Source organism: Streptomyces sp. SPB074 (genome assembly GCF_000154905.1).
In the GTDB taxonomy this organism is placed as follows: domain Bacteria; phylum Actinomycetota; class Actinomycetes; order Streptomycetales; family Streptomycetaceae; genus Streptomyces.
This window is the reverse complement of sequence record NZ_GG770539.1, coordinates 5,103,954-5,117,738: the sequence shown is the minus strand read 5'-3', so window position 1 is coordinate 5,117,738 and position 13,785 is coordinate 5,103,954. Positions and strand designations below refer to the sequence as shown.

The following is a 13,785-nucleotide window of genomic DNA, read 5'->3' as shown; positions in this document are numbered from 1 at the left end:
CCGCAGGCCGCCCTGCCCCGCAGGCCGCCCCTGCCTCACAGGCCGCCGCTGCCTCACGAGCCGCCCCTCCCCCACGGGCGGGCCCGGCGCGGGCCGGGACCGGCCCGCGCCGGGGGGTGTGCGCGAGCGGTACGCCTACGGGGGGCCGTCCGCGGTGCCCCGGGCCCTGCGGGCCGCCGCCGGCTGCGGGAGGGGCCGCGCGCGGTACCAGTCCACGACCTCGCGCAGCCCCTCGTCCAGGGACCACCGCGGCCGGTAGCCCAGCTCCCTGCGGATCTTGGAGTCGTCCACCGCGTACCGCAGGTCGTGGCCCTTGCGGTCCGGCACGCGGCGCACCCGCGACCAGTCGGCGCCGCACAGCTCAAGGAGCCGGGCGGTCATCTCGCGGTTCGTCAGGTGCGTGCCGCCGCCGATGTTGTAGACCTGTCCGGCCCGCCCGCCGGTCAGCACCGCGTGCACGCCCCGGCAGTGGTCGTCCACGTGCAGCCACTCCCGGACGTGGGCGCCGCCCCCGTACAGGGGGACGCTCCGCCCCGCCAGCAGCTCGGTGACGAAATGCGGGATGAGCTTCTCCGGGTGCTGGCGGGGGCCGTAGTTGTTGGCGCACCGCGTGACGCGCACGTCGAGCCCGTGCGTGCGCCAGTAGGACCGGGCGACGAGGTCGCTGCCCGCCTTCGACGCCGCGTAGGGCGAGTTGGGCAGCAGCGGTTCGTTCTCCGTCCAGGTGCCCTCGGTGATGCTTCCGTAGACCTCGTCCGTCGAGACGTGCACGAAGGTGGCCACGCCGCAGGCCAGGCTCGCCTCCAGCAGCGACTGGGTGCCCAGCACGTTGGTCCGGACGAAGGCCGCCGCGTTCGTCAGGGAGCGGTCCACATGCGTCTCGGCCGCGAAGTGCACCACGGCGTCGTGGCCGGGGAGCACCTTCAACAGCGCGTCGTGCTCGCAGATGTCGAGTTTGCGGAAGTCCAGCCGGGAGTCCGCCAGCGGGAGGTTGTCCGTGTTCCCGGCGTAGGTGAGCAGGTCGACGACCGTCACCCGGTCGGGGCGGGGTCCGGGCAGTTCCCCGGCGAGCAGGGAACGCACGTAGTGGGAGCCGATGAATCCGGCTCCGCCGGTGATCAGGAGGCGCACGGCGCGGGCTCCCCTCCCCCGGCGCGGAGGCGGGAGCGGTGCTGGGCGGTGAGCCGTTCCAGCACCGGCACGACCCCGGCCGGGGTCCGTTCGGCCTCGGCCTCCGCCCGCAGCCCCGCGGCGGCGACGGCGAACGAGGGCTCCTCCAGGAGCCGTACGAGCCTGCTCCGCAGCCCCTCGGCCGTGACCTCGTGCGAGGGGAGGTGGAGGCCGGCGCCCAGCTCCTGCTGGCGGCGGGCCCGTTCGATGGCGTCCCAGATCCAGCCCATGGCGATCTGCGGGACCCCCGCGAGGAGCGCCGTGGACCACGTACCGGCGCCCCCGTGGTGCACGATGGCCGCGCACGTCGGCAGCAGCGCGTGCAGCGGCACGTGGTCCACCAGGCGCACGTTGCCGGGGACCTGGGTCAGCAGCGCGCGCTCCGCGGAGTCGAGCGTGGCCACCACCTCGATGTCGAGGCCGTCGATCGCCTTGAGGACGAGATCGACCGGCACGGCGTTGGGGAACTCGGAGGTGCGGGCCGTCAGCCCCAGGGTGACGCACACCCGGGGCCGGGTGGGCGGGACGCGGAGCCAGCCGGGCACCACGGCGGGCCCGGGGCCGTTGTAGGGGACGTAGCGCATCCCGACCACGGGGCGCTCCGAGGGCGGGCGGAAGCTGCGCGGCACCTGGTCCACGGACCACTGGCCGGTCACCGCCTCCGGCGCGAAGGCGACTCCGTGCCGGCCGAGCGTCCACCGGAGCCACTGGCCGAGGGAGTCCTCGGGATGCGGACCGCCGCCCGCGTCCGCCGGGACCGGGCCCAGCTGGGCGAGGAAGGCGCTCCGCATGGAGGAGAACAGGTCCGGGAACGAGAGCACCCGCGCGTGGGCCGCCCCGGTCGCCATCGCGGCCACCGCGCCCGCGAAGGTGAAAGGCTCCCACAGGACGAGGTCCGGCTTCCACTCGCGTGCGAAGGCGACGAGGTCGTCCACCACCGGGTCGTCGTTGACGAGGGCGAAGAAGGTGGCCGTCATCATCGTGTCCCAGCCCTTGAGGAAGGCGGGGGTGAGGCGGCCGGGCTCGTCGGGGTCGAGCGACTGGTCGGCGTGGTGGGACAGCACCGAGTCGCCCACGCCCTTGACCATGGCGTCCAGGCGCGGGTCGGTGCCCACCGGGACGGCGGTCAGCCCGGCGGCGGTGATGCTCCCCGTCAGGGCCGGCTGACCGGCCACCCGTACCTCGTGCCCGGCGGACCGCAGCGCCCAGGCGAGCGGTACCAGGCCGTTGAAGTGCGCGTCCATCGCGAAGGACGTCAGCAGCACACGCATGATCGCCCCCCCCTACGCGGACGTGGCCGGTGACGTGGTCAGGGTCCACCGGAGCACGCCGCCCAGCACGGGCGAGCGCATCCGGCGCCGCACGCCCTCCGCCGGGGCGAGACGGGGGTGGCGCTCGCGCAGGGCGCGCACCGCGCTTCCGGCGTGGAAGCGGGCGAACGCGCCGAAGAGCGCGGTGTGCGGGCCGGAGAGCGACAGCCCGTCCCGGCCCGGGGCGCGGGTGATGTCGAAGTGGTCCGGGGCGAGGAAGACCTCCGGGTCCCGGTTGGCCGCGCCGACGTGGACGACGACCTGGGAGCCGGCGGGTACGTCCTGTCCGGCGAGGGTGAGGTCCTCGGCGGCGATCCGGCTCTCCAGGCGGACCGGCGGCGCGTACCGCAGCGCCTCCTCGACCGCCGCGGGTGTCAGGTCCGGGTTCTCGCCGAGCAGGGCCCACTGCACGGGGTGGGCGAGCAGCGCCTGCACCGTGTTGTTGATGAGCCCGGCGGTGAACTCGACGCCCACGGCGGCGGTCAGGACGCCGACCGCGAGCGCGTCCCGCGCGCCGGAGCCGGACGGGTCGGCGGCGAGGACGGTGCCGAGGAGGTCGTCACCGGGCTCGGCGCGGCGCGCGGCGACGAGGCCGCCGAGGAGGTCGCGGAGGTCCTCCACGGCCTCGGTGAGGCGGCGGGTGACGACGAGCGGCTGGGGGCAGAGCACCGCGTCGAGCGCGACCCCGAGGTCCGCGCAGGTGCGGGCGAGGCGGCTCTGCTCGGCCTCGGGGACGCCGAGCAGGGCCGCGGCGGCGTCGATGGCCGCGGGACGGGAGTAGTCGGCCATGAGGTCGAAGGAGGCGCCGAGCCCGTCGGCCCGTTTGGCGTGCGGCTGCTCGGCGCCCGCGCGACGTCCCTCGGCCACCGCGTCGAGCGCGGGCGCGGCGGCCCGCCGCCAGCGGTCGTGGTCGGCGCCTGCGGCGTGCAGGAAGGCGCGGTCCAGCGCGGTGACGTGGCACAGCAGGGGGTTGCTCCAGGCGTCCGAGAAGACGTGCCGCTGGGAACCCGGCAGATCGGCGTGGCGCAGGCTCAGCCGGGGGTCGGCCAGCGCTGCGGCGCCCACCGCGTGCCGGCCGGTGACGAAGGCTCCGGCGGCGCTGCGCCACAGCGGCGTCGCGGATTCCCGGACGCGTCGGCCGAGCTCCACGGGATCGTCGCTCTCGGCACGCAGCGTCAGGGCGTACGGGTCGCCGCTGGTGCCGTAGATCCAGTGGAAGCCGCGGGCGGTCAGCAGGTGGCGGCCCAGCTCGCTGTCGGTCTGCCGGTCCTCGTCGGGGGTGGCGGTCTCGTCGGTCTCCGTGCGGGTCACGCGGGTCTCCTTCGGGGCGTGGTTCAGGTGAGGGACAGGCCGCCGTCGACCGCGAGTACCGCTCCGGTCGCGTAGGCGGCACGCGGGTCGGTGAGCTGGACGGCCCACCAGGCGATGTCGTCGGGCCTTCCGACCCGGCCGGCCGGGACGCGGGTGGCGATCCCGGCGAGGAAACCGGCGTACGCCTGCGGTGTCATGCCGGAGCGTTCACCGATGCCGGTGTCGATCACGCCCGGGGCCAGGCCCAGTACCCGGACCCCGCGGGGCGCGAGTTCCACGGCCCAGGTGCGGGTGAGGAAGTCGAGACCCGCCTTCGCGGCGCCGTAGGCCCCGTTCTCCGGCCAGGCCCGGCGGCCCAGCGCGCCGGCCGAGCCGATGTTCAGCACCGTGCCGCCGCCGTCGGCGGCCAGGGCGTCCAGGGCCTGCCGGGTGAGCAGCAGCGGTGCGAGGAGGTTCCCCTCGAACTGTGCGCGGGCGGCCTGCGGTTCGGTCGCGGCGAGGGAGGCGAATCCGCCGGTGGCCGCGTTGTTGACCAGCACGTCGACGCGCCCGAACGTCTCCAGCGCCGCCCGGATGACGGTCCGGGGCGCGTCGGGCGTGGTGAGGTCGGCGGTCAGGACGTGGATGCCGGGGTGCCCCTCTGCGGTCGCGTCCAGGGTCGCGGGGGTGCGGCCGACGATCAGCACCCGGTCGCCGCGGGCGGCGAACGCGCGTGCCGTGGCCCGTCCGATGCCCGTTCCGCCGCCCGTGACGATCACGCCCCGGGGTTCCGGGGCCGCTTCGGCCGCGCTCACGTCATCTTCCGCGGGCCGGCGCGCGGGGTGCGGGCGGCTGCCCTCACGGCTGGTCGTCACGCGTCACCACCCGCTCGCGTACGAGGAGTTCACCGGCCTCGCGGACCAGGACGTCGCGGCAGACGCAGACCAGGTCCAGCCGCGCGGGGCCGCCGCGCGGCACGACGACGAGGGTGACCTGGCTCTCGGCCGTCAGCGTGCCGTCGGCCGCGGGGGCGACGGTGAGCATGGCGACCCAGTGGCGCTGGATCTCGCCCCGGGCGGCGAGGGCGGCGGCGGACTGCCGGGCTCCCGCGGCCAGGGCCGGGCGGCCGCGGACCGGCTCCGGGCGCGAGGGCGGCGCGAAGGAGCCGTCCTCGGTGAAGGTGCCGGCCCAGATCTCGGCCTCGCCGGAGTCCAGGTGCCGCATCTGCCGCGCGTAGAAGTGCTGTACCTCGGCGTAGACGTCCGCCGGAGCCGTCGGGGCCAGTGCTGTCATGCCGCGTTCCCTTCCGCCGTTCCCGGGGGGCGGGGCGGAGGCGGTCCTCGGCCCCGGTGACGTCACGACGGTCGCAGCAGGGGCTCCAGGATCGGTCGAGCGGGAGCCCGGGCGGCCGTTCAGTCGCGCTCCAACGCTTCTCTAGCCGCACTGGTGAGCATGGGCCTCGCTCGCTGTAGACCCTCGCCGGGAGGCCCGTGTGCGCATCATCGACCTGTCCTCGCCCGTCGACGCGGCCGGTTTCGAACCCGATCCGGTGGTGCACGACGTCCTGGGACCCAAGGAGGCCGCCGTGCACATGAGCGAGGAGATGCGCGACCACTTCGGCATCGCGTTCGACCCGGCCGAGCTTCCGGAGGGCGAGTTCCTGTCGCTGGACCGGCTCCAGCTCACCACCCACACCGGCACGCACGTGGACGCGCCCTCGCACTACGGCACCCGCGCCTCCTACCGGGAGGGGCCGCCGCGGCACATCGACGAGCTGCCGCTCGACTGGTTCTTCCGCCCCGCCGTGGTGCTCGACCTGAGCGGCCGGGGCACCGGCGCGGTCGGTGCCGAGGTGATCGAGCGGGAGCTGGAGCGGGTCGGGCACACGCTCTCGCCGATGGACATCGTGCTGCTGCGGACCGGCGCCGACGCGTGGGCGGGCACGCGGAAGTACTTCACGGACTTCACCGGGCTCGACGGTTCCGCCGTGCACCTGCTCCTGGACCGGGGCGTGCGCGTCATCGGCACCGACGCGTTCAGCCTGGACGCGCCGTTCGGGGACATCATCGCCCGCTACCGGGCCAGCGGTGACCTGTCGGTGCTGTGGCCCGCCCACATGATCGGCCGGGACCGCGAGTACTGCCAGATCGAACGCCTCGCGGGGCTCGACCGGCTGCCCGTCGCCCACGGGTTCCGGCTCGCCTGCTTCCCGGTGCGTATCGCGGGGGCGGGCGCCGGCTGGGCGCGGGCGGTGGCGCTGCTCGACGACTGAGGCGCGCGGGAGACGCAGGAGGCGGGGTGCCGGCCACGGGACCCGCAGGCGGGACGACAGCGGAGGAGACACACATGTACGGCCACGAACTCGCGGACGTGTACGAGGAGATCTACCGGAGCCGCGGCAAGGACTGGGACCGGGAGGCGGCGGACATCGCGCGGCTGATCACCGAACGGAACCCGGGCGCCGACTCGTTGCTCGACGTCGCCTGCGGGACGGGCGCTCATCTCAGCGGCTTCGGCGCCGCGTTCGCCCTCGCCGAGGGGCTGGAGATCGCGGAGCCGATGCGCCGCGTCGCCGAGCAGCGGCTGCCGGGCACCACGGTGCACGCGGGCGACATGCGCGAGTTCGACCTCGGCCGCACCTACTCCGCCGTGAGCTGCATGTTCTGCGCGATCGGCTATCTGGAGACGGTCGCCGACATGCGGTCGGCGCTGCGGTCGATGGCCGCGCACCTGGAGCCCGGCGGTGTCCTGGTGGTCGAGCCCTGGTGGTTCCCGGAGAACTTCATCGAGGGCTACGTGGCCGGTGACCTGGCCCGTACGGAGCACCGCACCATCGCGCGGATCTCGCACTCCACCCGCAAGGGCCGGGCCACCCGCATGGAGGTCCGCTTCACGGTGGGCGACGCGACCGGCATCCAGCAGTTCACCGAGATCGACGTCCTGACCCTGTTCACGAAGGAGGAGTACGTCTCCGCGTTCACCGACGCCGGCTGCTCCGTGGAGTTCCTGGAGGGCGGGCCCACCGGCCGGGGCCTCTTCGTCGGGGTGCGGACGGCGGGCCGGTAGTTCCCGGGGCGGGCCGCTCCGGGGCCCGGACGGAAAAGGGCCCCGGCACGCGGTGGCGCGTCAGTCCGACAGGTCGCGCGCCACGGTCATCACGTACCGCCCGTAATCCGATTGCGCCATCTTCGCACCGAGCCGGTGGCACTGCTCCGCGTCGATGAATCCCATGCGCAGGGCGACTTCCTCGACGCAGGCGATGCGCACGCCCTGCCTTTCTTCGAGGGTCCGTACGTACTGGGTCGCCTGGAGAAGGGATTGCGGGGTGCCGGCGTCCAGCCACGCGAATCCGCGGCCGAGGTCCACCAGGCGGGCCCGGCCGCGGGCCAGGTAATTCCGGTTGACGTCGGTGATCTCCAGTTCTCCGCGCGCCGAGGGGCGCAGGTTCTTGGCGATGTCGACCACTTCGTTGTCGTACAGGTAGAGCCCGGTGACGGCGAGGTCGGAGCGGGGCCGGGCCGGTTTCTCCTCCAGCGAGACCAGGCGCCCCCCGGCGTCGACCTCGCCCACGCCGTAGCGCTCGGGGTCCTCGACGGGGTAGCCGAACAGGACGCAGCCCTGGACGTCGCGGGCGTGGCGCTGGAGCAGGTCGTAGAAGTGGTAGCCGTGGAAGATGTTGTCCCCGAGGACCAGCGCCACGTCGTCGTCGCCGATGTGGTCGGCCCCGATGACGAACGCCTCGGCCAGCCCGGCCGGCCGGCTCTGCACCGCGTAGTCGATGCGCAGGCCGAGCCCGGAGCCGTCGCCCAGCAGGCGGCGGAACTGGTCCAGGTCGCGCTCGGTGCAGATGAGCAGGATCTCCCTGATGTCCGCGAGCATCAGCACCGAGAGCGGATAGTAGATCATCGGTTTGTCACCGACCGGGAGAAGCTGCTTCGAAACGGAGACAGTTATCGGATGAAGCCTTGTCCCCGAACCGCCGGCGAGAATAATTCCCTTCATGGGTATTCCCCTGTCCTCGGTTTCTGCACATGCTAACGGCCGAATTTGTCCGGCAGCAAGGATCGCATTCAGGAATCCAGAGGGAATCGACCGAAAATAAAGGAAAGCCCGGGGTTGTGAAGCGCCGCGGCGGTGTGGTGTGCTGCCAGGGGACCGTGGCGCCTCGCGGCAGATCACCGGTAATGGGAGGGAAAACAATGACCACTCTCGTATGGGACTATCTTGAGGAATACGAGAACGAACGCGCCGATATTCTGGACGCCGTGGAGACGGTCTTCAGCTCGGGCCGGCTCGTCCTCGGCGACAGCGTGCGGGGCTTCGAGGAGGAGTTCGCCGCGTACCACGGCGCGGGCCACTGCGTCGGTGTCGACAACGGGACCAACGCGATCACGCTGGCCCTCCAGGCGCTCGGCGTGGGTCCCGGGGACGAGGTCGTGACCGTGTCCAACACCGCGGCGCCCACGGTCGTGGCCATCGACTCGGCCGGGGCCACCCCCGTCTTCGTGGACGTCGACCCGGACACGTATCTCATGGACACCGCCCAGGTGGCCGCCGTCCTCACGCCCCGGACCCGGTGCCTGCTCCCGGTCCACCTCTACGGGCAGTGCGTCGACCTGGCGCCGCTGGAGCGTCTCGCCGCCGCGCACGACCTGCTGATCGTGGAGGACTGCGCCCAGGCCCACGGCGCCCGCCACGACGGCCGGCTCGCCGGCACCACGGGCGCGGCGGCCGCCTTCTCCTTCTATCCGACGAAGGTGCTCGGCGCCTACGGCGACGGCGGCGCGGTGCTCACCTCCAGCGACGAGGCGGACCGCGCGCTGCGCCGCCTGCGCTACTACGGCATGGAGGAGCGCTACTACGTCGTGGGCACGTCGGGCCACAACTCCCGCCTGGACGAGGTGCAGGCGGAGATCCTGCGGCGCAAGCTGCGCCGCCTCGACGGCTACGTGGCCGGGCGCAGGGCCGTCGCCCGGCGCTACGAGGAGGGGCTCGCGGACACCGGCCTGGTGCTCCCGCGCACCGCCCCGGGCAACGAGCACGTGTACTACGTCTACACGGTGCGCCACCCCCGGCGCGACGACATCATCGAGGCGCTCAAGAAGTACGACATCGAGCTCAACATCAGCTACCCCTGGCCGGTGCACACCATGACGGGCTTCGCCCACCTCGGGTACCGCGCGGGTTCGCTGCCCGTCACCGAGGAACTGGCCGGTCAGATCTTCTCCTTGCCCATGTACCCGGCGCTCGCCCCGGACGTCCAGGACAAGGTGATCGGCGCGGTGCGCGACGTGCTGGCCGGCCTCTGAGCGGCGCGGCACCGCGGTCACGGCGCTCCCCGCGCGCCGAAGGCCCGGCGGAGGGTCCCGCCGGGCCTTCGTGCCGTGCGCCTTCGTGCCGTGCGCCTTCGTGCCGTGCGCCTTCGTGCCGTGCGCCTTCGTGCCGTGCGCCGGCGGGCGGCGCGGGCCCGCCGCTCAGCCGGCGGCGGCCTCCGTGGCGCGCAGGCAGGCCACCAGGCTCCGTGCCTGCACGTTCAGGTAGTGGCTGTGCCGCAGGAGCCGGGTGAGCTGGTGCATGGTCAGCCAGCGGTAGTCGGGGTGGCCGGGGTCCTCGGGGACGTCGCTGTCCACGACGAGGTAGCGGTTGCGGGCGTGGAAGAAGCGACCGCCCTCCTCGGAGAGCACGGCCTCGTAGCGGACGCGCCCCGCCCCGGCCGCCAGCACCTCGTCCAGGTAGCGCGGCCTGGCCCCGGGAGGCAGCCGGTCGTAGCTCCGCGGTACGCACTGCACGGTAGGCGCCAGCTCCGCGACGTCCGCGTACCCCGGTTCGGTGCGCACGTGCGCCAGCACGTGGGGCACGCCGCCGAACTCCCGGCGCAGGAAGGCGATGACCCCTGTGCCCCTCGGCTCGATCATCGGCTGGTGCCAGGTGCCGACCTCCCGCCCGGCGGCCGTCACGCGCACCCCGATGACGTCGAAGAAGCCGCCGCTCTCGTGCGAGTAGCCCATCGCGTCGCTCCGCCACGCCTCCAGCGCGCCGAGCGGGACCCGCTCGGTGTGCACCGTGGCCAGGGAACGCGCCCCGGCGATCCAGCTCAGCACGTCGGTCATCCGGTGCAGGGCGCCGTCCGGGCGCGAGGCGTGCGGCAGGCAGGCCAGGACGGTCCTGGCGTCCATGTTGACGAGGTCGTCCCGCGCCAGGAGCCGGTACACCTGCCCGAGCGTGAACCAGCGGAAGCCGTCCAGTACCTCCACGTCGCCGCTCGTCTCGACCACCATGTTGCGGTTGCGCTTACGGAGGAACCAGGCGCCCTGTTCCGACTGCCGCACGTCCGCGAGCACGCGCTGGCGCGCCGTGTCACGGAAGTAGCCGAGGTACGGCACGGGCTTTCCCCGGTGGACGCCGGTGTAGTTGCTCCGGGTCGCCTGCACGGTGGGAGAGAGCTGGAGGCCGCCGGGGTTGCCCGGTTCGGCCTTGGCCTGCATCAGCAGGTGCGGCACCCCGTCGAACTCCTTGACCAGGATGCCGAGGATGCCGACCTCGGGCTGGTCGATGATGGGCTGGTCCCACCCGGGCACCGCCTGGTCCGGCATCCGCACCCGCAGTCCGTGCACCGTGAAGAACTTGCCGCTCCGATGGCGCAGGTCACCGGTGCCCGGCACCTGGTACCACTGGTCGAGCGCGGTCAGCGGTACCCGCTCGGCCGTCGTGCGGACGCGTTCGCCGGTGCGCGCGAACCACTCGTCGAATCCGGCGAGGTCGGTCCGCGGGCTCTCCAGCACAGCGGCCGACCTGGCGAAACGGGCCGTCACATCGGCCATGGGGGCTCTCCTCAGCTCTCGTGTGCCGCCGGCGCGCGTGCGGCACCGGCTCCCGTGCGGCGCCCGCTCCCGTACGGCGCCCGCTCCCGTGCGGCACCGGCTCTCGTGCGGCGCCCGCTCCCGTGCGGCGCTCTCACGTGCGGCTCGTGCGCGCGCGTCACGTCCCCGTGTGGTGGGCGGGACGCGGGCCCGTCCCGCCCGCGGGGTTCATCCGCCGGGTGTCTCCCACGTCGCCCGCATGGTCTCGGCCAGCGGGATGCGCGGCTTCCAGCCGAGCAGTTCACCGGCCAGGCGGATGTCCGCGAGGGTCCAGCCGCCGCCCTTGCTGGAGACCGGCCCGTCCTCGACGCTGAGCAGTTCGGGGGGCAGCCCCGAGGCGGCGACCAGAAGGTGCACCAGCTCCCGCATGGAAGCCGCCTCGCCGCGGCCGATGTTGACGGCCCGGGCGGTCAGCGGCGACGCCACGGCGAGGACCACGGCCTCGGCCAGATCGCGCACGTCCACGAAGTCCCGGCGCGCGTCCGCGATCCGCAGCGCCACCGGCCGTTCCGGGGCCGCGGCACGCAGCCGTTCGACCACGGAACCGAGGAAGCTCGCCCGGGTCGTGTGCGGTCCGCACACGTTGACCGCGCGCAGCACCAGCGCCTCCACTCGGCCGGACCGGGCGGCGTCGAGGACCAGTTCGGAGCCGCGGAGCTTGGTGCGCGCGTAGCTCGTGTCCGGTCGCGGGACGCGCTCCTCGGCGATCGCCGCCGGCTCGGGCACGGGCCCGTACTCGTGGATGGAGCCCACGTGGACCAGCCGGGGCCGTCCGGGCGTCAGTTCCAGGGCCGCGAGGAGCTGTTCGACCAAAGTGATGTGCGCGTAGCGCATCTCCTCCTCGGTCGTGCCCCAGCCGCCGGTCACGTTGACCACCGCGCGCACCCGGTGCCGGGCCAGCAGGGCGGCGAGGGCGGCGGGCGGCACGGCGGCCACGTCCACGCCGGCGAAGAGGCGGCCCGCCACCGCGGGCGCGTGGTGGCGGGCGACGGCCAGGACCTCGTACCCCTCGCGTTCCAGCGTGGCGGCGACGCGGCGGCCGACGCAGCCGGTGGCGCCGAGCACCGCGACCCGGCTCCCCGACGGCGGCCGGCCGTCGCTCAGGGCCGCCACAACGCGGCCTCGATGTCACGGCACTTGTCGTACTCCGGCAGTCCGCCCTCGGCCAGCGCCCGTGCGAGCGGAGGGGCCGCCGTGTCCCGGGCGGACAGCAGGGGCTCCACGTCGGTGGGGATCGGCAGGCCGAGCGCGGGATCGAGCGGTGACAGGGACAGCTCGTTGTCCGCCTCGTAGCTCCCGGAGAGCATGTACGACATCACCGTGTCGTCCTCCAGGGCGATGAAGGCGTGCCCGACCCCCACCGGGAAGTACATCGCGCCGAAACCCTCCGGGTCGAGCACGGCGGAGTCCCAGCGGCCGAAGGTGGGCGAGCCGACCCGGATGTCCACGACGATGTCGATGGCGCGGCCCCGGGCGCAGTACACGTACTTCGCCACGCCCGGCGGGGTGACGGTGTAGTGGATGCCCCGTACCGTGCCCCGGCGGGACTTGCTGTGGTTGGACTGCGCCACCCGGAACAGGGGGTGCCCGAGGGCCTCGACGAAGGCCGGTTCCTGGTAGGGCGAGGTGAACAGGCCGCGCTCGTCCTCGAAGACGGGCGGGGTGAAGGCGTACGCGCCGCTGACGGCGAGTTCGCGGAAGGTCACGGCGGAGGCCATCTACCGCTCCTCTCGGGAGGTGCCGCCGAAGGCGCCGGCGGCGCGGTGCTCCGCGACCAGCTTCTCCAGCAGCGGGACGATGTCGTTGGGGGCCGGCGTGCCGACCATCTCGCGGCGGACGCGGGCGCAGTTCTCGGCGAAGGAGGGCTCGTCCAGCAGGCGCAGCACCTGGTCGCGCAGCTCCCACGCGGTGTAGTGGTCCGGGTCGCGCACGTACAGCCCGGCGCCGGTCTTCTCCAGCTGTTTGGCCTTGTGGATGGTGTCCCAGACCATGTCGGGCACGATCAGCTGCGGGACGCCGTGCGCCAGCGCGGTCTGGAAGGTGCCGGAGCCGCCGTGGTGCACCACCGCGTCGCAGGTCGGCAGCAGCGCGTTGAGCGGCACGAAGTCGGCCGCCCGGACGTTGGCGGGCAGTTCCAGCCCGGCGAGCTGCTTGGCGTTGAGCGTCGCGACCACCTCGACGTCCAGCTCGGCCAGCGCCGAGATCAGCTCGCCGATCGAGGCCCGGTCGCCGTTGAGGACCTCGCGGTGGGCCACGCCCAGGGTCAGGCAGACCCGCCGCTTCTTCGGCGGCTCGTGCAGCCAGTCCGGCACGACGGCCTGCCCGTTGTACGGGATGTACCGCAGCGGCACGAAGGGCTGCCGGACCGGGAACCTCATCGACGGGGGCACCGGGTCGATGGTCCACTGGCCGACGGCCACCTCCTCCTCGAACTCGGCGCCGTAGCGGCCGAGCGTCCAGGTCAGCCACTCGCGCAGCGGGTCGTCCCGCTGCTCGGGCAGCCGCTCCTCCTGGAGTTCCAGGAAGGTCTCCCGCATCCGCCCGAGCAGGTCGAGCCCGAAGAGCAGCCGGGCGTGGGCGGCGCCGGTGACCCGGGCGGCCACCGGCCCGGCGAAGGAGAGCGTGTCCCACACCACGAGGTCGGGCTGCCACTCACGGCTGAACGCGACCAGGTCGTCGATCATGCGCTCGGGGCAGGAGTTCTGGAAGGCCATCGCCGTCATCGCGGTGAACACGCCGAGGACGTGGTCCCACGTCAGCATCTCGGGACGGGTCTCCGTCATGTCCATCCCGGCTTCCGCCTGGCTCTCCATGATCTCGGCGTCCTCGCCCAGGCCCTCGTTCACCCGCTCCATCTGCTCCTCCAGCAGCAGCGGTTCGCCCACGCTGACGGCGGTCAGCCCGGTACGGGTGATGTCCTCCGCCAGGTCCGGCTGGCTGGCGACGCGGACCTCGTGGCCGGCGGTCTGGAGGGCCCAGGCCAGCGGCACCTGGGCGTGCATGTGGGACTTGGCGGCGAATGTGGTGAACAGGACCTTCATCGATCTCCCTTTTCGCGAGTGGTGGTGCCGGTCCCGCTGAACATCGTGACGGGCCCCTACGGGCAGACCTTCGGCAACTGGCTGCGCGACTGCGGCGCCACGGTGCACGACCTC

The 13,785-nt window shown here is 73.5% G+C and carries 13 protein-coding genes; 3 read left to right on the top strand and 10 right to left on the bottom strand.

Annotated features, from left to right (window positions below; translation table 11 throughout):
* Positions 1–135 precede the first annotated feature (135 nt).
* From rfbB to SSBG_RS21625, 5 genes are read right to left on the bottom strand one after another with little or no spacing between them, the layout of a single operon-like run.
* Complete coding sequence (gene rfbB / locus SSBG_RS21645; protein ID WP_050776812.1) at positions 136–1,131, bottom strand: dTDP-glucose 4,6-dehydratase; 996 nt, start codon at positions 1,129–1,131, stop codon at positions 136–138.
* Positions 1,119–2,441: an activator-dependent family glycosyltransferase gene (locus tag SSBG_RS21640; RefSeq protein WP_037870359.1), complete on the bottom strand. Its 1,323-nt coding sequence runs from the start codon at positions 2,439–2,441 to the stop codon at positions 1,119–1,121. Before SSBG_RS21640 ends, rfbB begins: the two co-directional genes overlap by 13 nt.
* 12 nt (positions 2,442–2,453) lie before the next feature.
* Entirely contained in the window at positions 2,454–3,791 is a 1,338-nt protein-coding gene (locus SSBG_RS21635; RefSeq protein ID WP_008748199.1) for a P450-derived glycosyltransferase activator, read from the bottom strand.
* A gap of 23 nt (positions 3,792–3,814) precedes the next feature.
* Positions 3,815–4,585: an SDR family NAD(P)-dependent oxidoreductase gene (locus SSBG_RS21630; RefSeq protein WP_234010617.1), complete on the bottom strand. Its 771-nt coding sequence runs from the start codon at positions 4,583–4,585 to the stop codon at positions 3,815–3,817.
* 43 nt (positions 4,586–4,628) lie between these two features.
* Positions 4,629–5,063 carry a nuclear transport factor 2 family protein gene (locus tag SSBG_RS21625; RefSeq protein WP_008748197.1) on the bottom strand — a complete coding sequence of 145 codons (435 nt, stop codon included), beginning with the start codon at positions 5,061–5,063 and terminating at the stop codon, positions 4,629–4,631.
* Positions 5,064–5,262: 199 nt separating this feature from the next.
* Between SSBG_RS21625 and SSBG_RS21620 the strand changes: the two genes are divergently transcribed.
* Positions 5,263–6,042 (top strand): cyclase family protein, encoded by a 780-nt coding sequence (locus SSBG_RS21620; RefSeq protein WP_008748196.1) that lies wholly within the window; start codon positions 5,263–5,265, stop codon positions 6,040–6,042.
* Between the two features lie 74 nt (positions 6,043–6,116).
* On the top strand, positions 6,117–6,836 hold the full coding sequence (locus tag SSBG_RS21615) for a class I SAM-dependent methyltransferase (RefSeq protein WP_008748195.1): 720 nt from the start codon (positions 6,117–6,119) through the stop codon (positions 6,834–6,836).
* 60 nt (positions 6,837–6,896) lie between these two features.
* Here SSBG_RS21615 and rfbA read toward each other — a convergent pair whose 3' ends face one another.
* A complete protein-coding gene (gene rfbA / locus SSBG_RS21610; protein WP_008748194.1) occupies positions 6,897–7,772 on the bottom strand; it encodes a glucose-1-phosphate thymidylyltransferase RfbA in 876 nt (291 codons plus the stop codon).
* Between the two features lie 197 nt (positions 7,773–7,969).
* On the opposite strand from rfbA, the gene SSBG_RS21605 reads away from it, so the two are divergent.
* Entirely contained in the window at positions 7,970–9,079 is a 1,110-nt protein-coding gene (locus tag SSBG_RS21605) for a DegT/DnrJ/EryC1/StrS family aminotransferase (protein WP_008748193.1), read from the top strand.
* 165 nt (positions 9,080–9,244) lie between these two features.
* Here the strand turns inward: SSBG_RS21605 and SSBG_RS21600 are convergent, their stop codons facing one another.
* The 4 genes from SSBG_RS21600 to SSBG_RS21585 all read right to left on the bottom strand — a co-directional run bounded on the left by SSBG_RS21600 (position 9,245) and on the right by SSBG_RS21585 (position 13,671).
* Positions 9,245–10,591 (bottom strand): NDP-hexose 2,3-dehydratase family protein, encoded by a 1,347-nt coding sequence (locus SSBG_RS21600; protein WP_008748192.1) that lies wholly within the window; start codon positions 10,589–10,591, stop codon positions 9,245–9,247.
* 207 nt (positions 10,592–10,798) lie between these two features.
* Positions 10,799–11,695, bottom strand: coding sequence for an NAD-dependent epimerase/dehydratase family protein (locus tag SSBG_RS21595; RefSeq protein ID WP_234010616.1), 897 nt, complete (start codon positions 11,693–11,695; stop codon positions 10,799–10,801).
* A gap of 35 nt (positions 11,696–11,730) precedes the next feature.
* Entirely contained in the window at positions 11,731–12,348 is a 618-nt protein-coding gene (locus tag SSBG_RS21590; RefSeq protein ID WP_008748190.1) for a dTDP-4-dehydrorhamnose 3,5-epimerase family protein, read from the bottom strand.
* Positions 12,349–13,671 carry an activator-dependent family glycosyltransferase gene (locus SSBG_RS21585; protein ID WP_008748189.1) on the bottom strand — a complete coding sequence of 441 codons (1,323 nt, stop codon included), beginning with the start codon at positions 13,669–13,671 and terminating at the stop codon, positions 12,349–12,351. It lies immediately after the preceding gene.
* Between the last annotated feature and the right edge of the window lie 114 nt (positions 13,672–13,785).

What these genes read in the sequence shown, in the direction of transcription:
- SSBG_RS21640 (WP_037870359.1), bottom strand. Translation starts at nt 2,441, where the DNA reads ATGCGTGTGCTGCTGACGTCCTTCGCGATGGACGCGCACTTCAACGGC.
- SSBG_RS21625 (WP_008748197.1), bottom strand. Translation starts at nt 5,063, where the DNA reads ATGACAGCACTGGCCCCGACGGCTCCGGCGGACGTCTACGCCGAGGTA.
- SSBG_RS21615 (WP_008748195.1), top strand. Translation starts at nt 6,117, where the DNA reads ATGTACGGCCACGAACTCGCGGACGTGTACGAGGAGATCTACCGGAGC.
- rfbA (WP_008748194.1), bottom strand. Translation starts at nt 7,772, where the DNA reads ATGAAGGGAATTATTCTCGCCGGCGGTTCGGGGACAAGGCTTCATCCG.
- SSBG_RS21605 (WP_008748193.1), top strand. Translation starts at nt 7,970, where the DNA reads ATGACCACTCTCGTATGGGACTATCTTGAGGAATACGAGAACGAACGC.
- SSBG_RS21600 (WP_008748192.1), bottom strand. Translation starts at nt 10,591, where the DNA reads ATGGCCGATGTGACGGCCCGTTTCGCCAGGTCGGCCGCTGTGCTGGAG.
- SSBG_RS21590 (WP_008748190.1), bottom strand. Translation starts at nt 12,348, where the DNA reads ATGGCCTCCGCCGTGACCTTCCGCGAACTCGCCGTCAGCGGCGCGTAC.
- SSBG_RS21585 (WP_008748189.1), bottom strand. Translation starts at nt 13,671, where the DNA reads ATGAAGGTCCTGTTCACCACATTCGCCGCCAAGTCCCACATGCACGCC.